Annotated in this window: 7 protein-coding genes; 1 reads left to right on the top strand and 6 read right to left on the bottom strand. The window is 56.9% G+C overall.

Annotated features, from left to right (window positions below; translation table 11 throughout):
* Nucleotides 1-151 precede the first annotated feature (151 nt).
* The 3 genes from K1Y02_25270 to K1Y02_25260 are packed head-to-tail and all read right to left on the bottom strand — an operon-like array spanning nucleotide 152 to nucleotide 1,726.
* Nucleotides 152-808 (bottom strand): hypothetical protein, encoded by a 657-nt coding sequence (locus tag K1Y02_25270; protein MBX7259692.1) that lies wholly within the window; start codon nucleotides 806-808, stop codon nucleotides 152-154.
* A 2-nt stretch (nucleotides 809-810) separates the two neighbouring features.
* Nucleotides 811-1,197: a hypothetical protein gene (locus tag K1Y02_25265; GenBank protein ID MBX7259691.1), complete on the bottom strand. Its 387-nt coding sequence runs from the start codon at nucleotides 1,195-1,197 to the stop codon at nucleotides 811-813.
* Entirely contained in the window at nucleotides 1,190-1,726 is a 537-nt protein-coding gene (locus tag K1Y02_25260; protein MBX7259690.1) for an RNA polymerase sigma factor, read from the bottom strand. Before K1Y02_25260 ends, K1Y02_25265 begins: the two co-directional genes overlap by 8 nt.
* A 144-nt stretch (nucleotides 1,727-1,870) precedes the next feature.
* Here K1Y02_25260 and K1Y02_25255 point away from each other — a divergent pair, with 144 nt between their 5' ends.
* Entirely contained in the window at nucleotides 1,871-2,011 is a 141-nt protein-coding gene (locus K1Y02_25255) for a hypothetical protein (GenBank protein MBX7259689.1), read from the top strand.
* 39 nt (nucleotides 2,012-2,050) lie between these two features.
* Here K1Y02_25255 and K1Y02_25250 read toward each other — a convergent pair whose 3' ends face one another.
* The 3 genes from K1Y02_25250 to K1Y02_25240 form a co-directional block, all read right to left on the bottom strand.
* Nucleotides 2,051-2,641, bottom strand: coding sequence for a hypothetical protein (locus K1Y02_25250; protein ID MBX7259688.1), 591 nt, complete (start codon nucleotides 2,639-2,641; stop codon nucleotides 2,051-2,053).
* A 227-nt stretch (nucleotides 2,642-2,868) separates the two neighbouring features.
* Nucleotides 2,869-3,819 carry a serine/threonine protein kinase gene (locus K1Y02_25245; protein ID MBX7259687.1) on the bottom strand — a complete coding sequence of 317 codons (951 nt, stop codon included), beginning with the start codon at nucleotides 3,817-3,819 and terminating at the stop codon, nucleotides 2,869-2,871.
* Between the two features lie 159 nt (nucleotides 3,820-3,978).
* The gene (locus tag K1Y02_25240; protein MBX7259686.1) at nucleotides 3,979-4,938 is read right to left on the bottom strand and encodes a MoxR family ATPase; all 960 of its coding nucleotides are present in this window, start codon (nucleotides 4,936-4,938) and stop codon (nucleotides 3,979-3,981) included.
* Between the last annotated feature and the right edge of the window lie 61 nt (nucleotides 4,939-4,999).

Below are 4,999 nucleotides of genomic sequence, written 5' to 3'. Positions count from 1 at the left end.
CTAGCGTCTATCAACTAAATCACAATCAGGCCGGAGCTGACAGAACTGCTCCGGCCTGATTCGTATTCCGACGTATAACAACATGGGGACAGCCTCCTTTTGATGCTGTCCCCTCCGCCAGAAGTGGACTTTCTCAGTGTCGAAGTCAGCCTCAGATTTCCTTCTTCACCAACCCTATTCCGCACGTACCCATCTCTCCGTCGAAATAGCTCCGCCCGGTATGCTTCGTCCAGAACATACTGTACGCAGGGACATTGGCGAACTTTCCTCCGAACGCATACGGCACACCCTCGTCCAGAATAACGTTGGCGGTGTAACTCGAGATGGGAATCGCGCCCCGCAAATGGAATTGATAGGAGTTGGGTCCACCGGACTCCACCTTATCCAGTGGCATTGACCACGTGATTTCCATAACCGCCGATTTCAGTGCGTTCTCGGGCAGCCCCGGCATAACTCGGTACGCACCTTCTTCCGCATGCTCGTCATCGGGAGCAAACGACACTTTGCGTCCATCGAAGGCAACAGATTCAAGCGTAGCACCCGGTTGCGATACGCGAATCGGGATGTAGGAAACATCATCGGGACACTTTGTGATCGAAACCCTCGAATACGCCCGAAGCAATCCGTCCGCCGTGATGTGAGCGTCCACCACTTCCTGCCCGCCAAATGCGTGCGAGCGAAAGTTCGTTGCGCTGCTAGCCACATTGACAGACAGTGCAAGCGCTGCACCGGCCAGGACAATTAGGCAGACGACATTTAGCACACGATAGGGAACACGATCGAGAATGGCATCGTAGATCTTCGTCATGGCTATACTTCCTTCTGTTGACCGGCGTGCTGCGCAGGATTCAGATGTTCAAGGATAGACAACTGAGTCTCGCGGACGGTCTCTAGCACGGTGTTCATGGTCATCAGATTGCCATACGCCAGCTTGACCAGAACCGTAATCTCAAAGCCAATTACCACGGCGATAACGCCAAACAGCATCATGCGTATGTCCTGCGAATCGCGCACCATCAGGGCGCCCTGCAACATGATCAACAACCCCACCAGACAATAGAAGGTCATGGAGATGAGGTGCTTTTTCTGCTTCCGCCCGCTCTCCTTCTTGAGCTTTCCCATCAACTCGCTTGTGCGCTCCGCATCGAAAGACCCGTCTGTATTGAGATCTTTCAAGAGCTTGTCCCATTCACCCATCTTTCTCATCCTCCATCAAGCGTTTCAATTCCTGGCGCGCTCGATACAACCGCGATTTAATCGAACCTTCCGGGCTACCGGTAATCTCTGCAATCTCTCGTATCGAGAACGACTCAACGTAGAACAGTTCCAGAAGCACTCGCTGGTCTGGGTCAATTCGGGCCAGCGCAGCGTCGAGCCGTTTGTTACCCGTCGCCGGCGGATCGGGCTTCTTCAACTCGACGGTGAACGCTTGCATCACCTCGCTGCGGCGCTTCTCGCTGCGCGCGTAGTCGCGGCACTTGTTGGTTACCACGCAAAACGCCCACTTCGGAAATGCCGCTGCATCCTTCAGCCCCTCAAGCTTCCGGTAGATGGCGCACCACGCCTCTTGCACAACGTCCCAGGCCACATCCGTGTTTCGCGTATAGCGCATCGCATGCCGGAGAAGCGCCGGGTTCCACCGTCTGACCAGGGCATCGAGGGCTTCGGGGTTGGCCTGCGCCCGCAGCACCAGCAGTTGGTCTTGTATGCGTTGTACTTCGTTCATGTTCCACACCATAGGACGTACAGCACAGTACGTTTGGTTCTCGCCCCCCGGCAGAGTGGATTGTAGCGAATGCGGCGGGTCCATTGCGGGCAGTGCAACGTTCAGCTAGAATAGCGTTGGATACTAGCGGAGGAGGGAATCCCAATGACGTGGTTGCAGCAGTTCCAGGATATCTACGCGCTAATCGTGCCGGTCTTCAATACGATCACCTACGTACTGAACATCATCGGCACGTTTATGACCCTGGGCGCGGATTTCGTCAGCAACTTTCTGTCACTGTTCTAAATCTACTGTTTCGTTACCGGCCAAGTGCCGCGGTGAGTCTCACCAAACCGGCACAATGCAGGTCTTGTATGTCCCGGACACCGGTGTGTCGCCGTTTTCCGTCTTGAGTTTCAGCTCGATACGCCCTTCCCACCAGTCGCGCCCTTCCATCCCATGCTCAAAGCGCTCCAGAGTAAGCGAGCCCCCGGCAATCGGATACTTGCCGCGCCCTTCCAACGATATCTCCATCGTCTCGTTCATCTCGGTCCAAAGCGGAAGCGCCTTGCCCACGATTCTCGCGAAATCGCTCAGGCCATTGGCGTCATCTTCCATCTTCGCCTCGTTCGAGAAGTGGATCAGTGTACCGTTCCCCATGATCTCCACGTAGTCCGGATACCCTTCGTCGGTGTTGTTGTAGTAACAATCGACGATCTTCGCCGTATACGGCTGCCCTTGGACGGTGAAGCTGATGGTTCCGCCTTCGGAAAATGTCTTCAAGGCATTGGTAGAGGAAGCTACAGAGTCGCCCGAGGTTCCTCCCGAAGAGGCCGGCGCGGGTGCTGGCGCGCGCTCGCACGAAATGCAGAGCGACATCACAAGGATCACGCCCAAGAACCTGGCGAAGACTGCTTTGCTCTGGACATTGCGCATAGCATTCACTCCCACAACCCGAATCTGGAATGGAGATTCGGACCCAAGCTCACGCCCTCGCAGCTTGGGCATTAATACCTTGCAGCGTTCACATCATCCAATGGGCGGCAGCCTTACTGTCATCCCGAGCCGCACCACTATTGTCATCCCGAGCGGCTGCGAGGGATCTGGCTTAAACCACCTGACCCTTCAACCCGGATCCAGTCCATCTCGAAAACGGCCTCGAACTAAATCCTTGTCTCGTTCAACCGCGTCAAATCAAGCAATAGCTCCGTCATGGACTGATACCGCTTCTCCGGCTGCCGACGCAACGCCTTCAGAATGATGCGGTCCAGCGACTGCGGTACCTCGGGGTTGTACTTGGATGGCGGTTCGAATTTGAACTTCGAACTCTTGATTTGCTTCATAATCTCGCGCGAATCGCGTCCGTCGCAAGGGTGACGCCCCGCAATCAACTCGTACATCGTAATGCCGAACGAGAAGATGTCAGACCGCGCATCCAAACCGCGGCCCTTGTTCGAGATCTGCTCGGGGGACATGTAGGCGCGCGTACCGCCCCCTTCTTTCACCCAACGGGTCCGCCAACTCGCGTTCGATTTCGACAAACCGAAGTCACAGATCTTCACGTGCCGGAGATCGCGCGAAAACAGAAAGTTTCCGGGCTTGATGTCGCGGTGCACGATGCCGTTCTGATGCAGAAAATCCAGACCCTGGCATAGGCGAATGCAAACATCCACCATCTGCTGCAGCGTTAAGTCGCGATCCGTGATGTGTTTTCGCAAATCCGGTCCATCCACGAATTCCATCAACAGACAGCGCCGCACGTTGCCATCCGCGTCGCCCTGCTCAATGATCTCCGGGTGGTACCGGATGATGCACGGATGCCGCAGATTTGCGGCCACCAGAATCTCGCGGCCCAGGTAGTCCCTCCGGCGTTTCTTGCGGTCAAGGTCGAATTGCCGGTCAAGAACCTTGATCGCAACGGTCTGGTCGCGTTTGCGATCGATGGCCTTGTACACCGTCCCCATACCGCCCGTACCCACCGGAGCGATTATCTCGTAGGGTCCCACGTGAGTCAGCTCCAGACTTCCCCGGACGCTGCTCGATGAGTCTCCCGCCTGCGCTGTTCCCTCGTCCTTGTCGATGCTATCCGCTTTCTTTCGACCAAACAGCCTCATTATCGCCCCTGAACGTAGCATTAGTACCCCTGGACCGTATTATTCCGTTTAACCATTTCCAAACAAACGACATAGACATACATGACTCCGCCCGCTGGCCGCCGCTAGGCATCCCGGTAGCGCCACGTATCAGAACAGTAACCGCCGCTGAAGCGGCGATCAACCCGCCTTCCAGTTCTGGGTCCCTGCCGGGACCGGAACCTCCGCAATTATATCACGGAGCACGCTGTTGGTCGTCACTCGACGAAGGCGGCTTTCGGGGTTGAGGATAAGCCGGTGTTCGAGCACCGGATGGGCAAGTAGCTTGATATCGTCCGGCAACACATACGCCCGGCCCTGGACCGCCGCAAATGACTGCGCCGCGCGGAACAGTGCCAGCGACGCGCGCGGGCTCGCTCCAAGGCTCAGGTGGGTCGAATCGCGCGTACGGTTGATCAACCGCAGAAGATAATCGCGCACTTTTTCATGCACGTAGATGTCTCGAATTCCGGCCTGCATCCGCAGAATCGTCTGGGGATCCGTGACCGGCTTCAACGAGTCGAGCGGATGCGCCATCCGGATGCGCTCGAGCATCTCTGCTTCCGCGCGTATGTTGGGATACCCCATCGACAGCCGGATCATGAAGCGGTCGAGTTGGGCTTCCGGCAACGGGAACGTCCCTTCGTGCTCCACCGGATTCTGCGTCGCGAACACGATAAAGGGCTGGGCCAGCTTGTGCGTCACCCCATCCACCGACACCTGGCCCTCGGCCATCGCTTCCAACAATGCCGCCTGGGTCCGGGGCGTGGCCCGGTTAATTTCGTCGGCAAGCACCACCTGCGCAAACACCGGCCCCCGGCGGAATTCGAATTCCTGGGTCTTCTGATTGAAAATGGACACCCCGCTCACGTCCGTCGGCAACAAGTCTGGCGTGCACTGGATGCGGCTGAATCCGCAACCGCTGGATATGGCGAGCGCCCGCACCAGCACCGTCTTCGCCACACCCGGCACGTCTTCCATCAATACGTGCCCCCCCGCCAGCAGGGCCGACAACGCCGTCTTGATGACTGCCGTTTTGTCGAGTACCACCGTCTCGACATTGGTGATAATGTCCTTAATGGCTTGCCGAAATGCGCTCAACCCTAGGCTCCTTTGAGGTTCAAACGGATACTACTCGGGCTTAAGACCCCTAGAAAATGAC

Source organism: Candidatus Hydrogenedentota bacterium, from assembly GCA_019695095.1.
Classification (GTDB): Bacteria; Hydrogenedentota; Hydrogenedentia; order Hydrogenedentales; family SLHB01; genus JAIBAQ01.
This window is presented reverse-complemented; position numbering and strand designations above follow the sequence as displayed.

Bases quoted from the DNA above. Each gene is read 5' to 3' on its own strand.
- K1Y02_25260 (MBX7259690.1), bottom strand. From the start codon at position 1,726: ATGAACGAAGTACAACGCATACAAGACCAACTGCTGGTGCTGCGGGCG.
- K1Y02_25265 (MBX7259691.1), bottom strand. From the start codon at position 1,197: ATGGGTGAATGGGACAAGCTCTTGAAAGATCTCAATACAGACGGGTCT.
- K1Y02_25250 (MBX7259688.1), bottom strand. From the start codon at position 2,641: ATGCGCAATGTCCAGAGCAAAGCAGTCTTCGCCAGGTTCTTGGGCGTG.
- K1Y02_25270 (MBX7259692.1), bottom strand. From the start codon at position 808: ATGACGAAGATCTACGATGCCATTCTCGATCGTGTTCCCTATCGTGTG.
- K1Y02_25245 (MBX7259687.1), bottom strand. From the start codon at position 3,819: ATGAGGCTGTTTGGTCGAAAGAAAGCGGATAGCATCGACAAGGACGAG.
- K1Y02_25255 (MBX7259689.1), top strand. From the start codon at position 1,871: ATGACGTGGTTGCAGCAGTTCCAGGATATCTACGCGCTAATCGTGCCG.